A 1,701-nucleotide genomic window follows, 5' to 3' on the forward strand; every position below is an offset into this window, starting at 1 on the left:
TAAGTATTAAATTCGATGTGACAACTACTCTAATTGATGAAAAGTTGATGAAAGGCTACGCATTAGATGATGTTGAGCAAGCTCTTATATTTTGGCAACAATCTAAAGGTGATCTTAATCAAATCTTGGAGATTATACGACCTAAGAATATCAACGTACTAACCAGTAAAAACAAAGTAACTGCGGCGAGTGAAAATTACATGTCGTCATATGATTCAAATGCAATAAATAGTGTAAATCTTAGAGCTGATCAAGCTCCATTTAGTATTAGCAGTGGAAATGATCAAATGTCTACTTTATCAGGAAACCTTTCTGTAAGGGAATCGGACTTGACGCTACCAGGGAGAAACGGCCTCTCTTTTACATTATCACGTATTTACAATAGTCAAAGTTCGAACTACTTTAAGGAAGATGTTGAAATTATCAATATAGGTGGATTCCAGTTTCAGTATAATGCTTATCAATATACACAAACGAGGTACAAAGATGTTATTGTTAGTAATTCTACACCAGCCTACTATGTAGGCTATGAAACTCGAAGTACAGCACAGGATGATGATCAGGCAAAGAAATGGGTTACGGCTAACGCAGGGAAGGATGTATCTTATTCTAACTGGTCAGTTCCCGACTCTAACGGATACTCTACAAGGACGGTAACGGGTATTTCCTCAAATGCAGGATTACGAGTTTTATTTTATAATATAAATTCTTCCGCGCCGCCTGCTTATAGAAATATTGCAAGGAACAAAACTAAAGAAGCTGAGAAGTTTCCTATAGGAATAGGGTGGACGTGGAATATTCCATACGTTTCGTTAGATAGTTCCACTGAATATCTTCGTCTTCCTGATGGCGGGACCGCAGAATTGACGAGAATAAATGATTGGTATTATTTAAAAAACTATCATTTAGATGACATTTCGTTTAATTCGAATAGTACAATTAGGGTGAATAACGTTCCTTCAAGTTACGAGTTACATTATAAAGCTACTGGGGTTTCTTACTATTTTGATGGAAGGGGGAATCTCATTGAGATAAAGGATAATAATGATAACACGATTCAATTCTTTTATTCACATTTTGAAGGGTATGATTATTTTCCTACCCAGATTCAGGATGCTATTGGAAATACGATTAATATCGATTATCAACCATCGCAAGTCACTTTAACCTCTGGAAGAAAAACGGTGATTTATAATAAAGTTCCCAAGGATGTTGCTATTCCTGATCAACCTTGGTTTAACACCAAAATAGATTTTTTAGCATCTGTTCAGAATGCCCAAGGAACCACGCAATACTCCTATCTTCCTGGTGACAATGTTACATCTTTTAATTTTACTAGCAAAGACTATGGCGATGCAAAGACTGTAAATCATGCATTATTAAGTGCTGTTCAATACCCAACTGGAGCAAAGTCGATATTTTCCTATGAAAATTCACCCGTATCTAGATACGGAGCCGTGTATGCGTACTCTCAAGAATATCGCGCTATTTCCAGACAAGACCAAATTGGAGATGGAATAGCGTATAATTTAATGAATTACAAGTATACAGGAGATATGGGAGGTCACTATACGAATGAGGGCATTAGAAATGATTCGATAACGAGTACAGATGTAACCGAAGGAACCAAAACAACGACGTACACCTACAAGAAACATTTTATTAATTACCAGAAACTGGGTGGAACGCCAGACTGCGAAC

Annotated in this window: 1 pseudogene; it reads left to right on the forward strand. The window is 36.7% G+C overall.

Annotated elements, in window-relative coordinates:
- Positions 1–1,701: pseudogene (locus tag ABRS97_RS27945) on the forward strand (hypothetical protein); the annotation flags it as partial.

Origin of the sequence: Paenibacillus tabacirhizosphaerae, from assembly GCF_040812395.1 — a bacterium.
Lineage (GTDB): Bacteria > Bacillota > Bacilli > Paenibacillales > NBRC-103111 > Paenibacillus_E.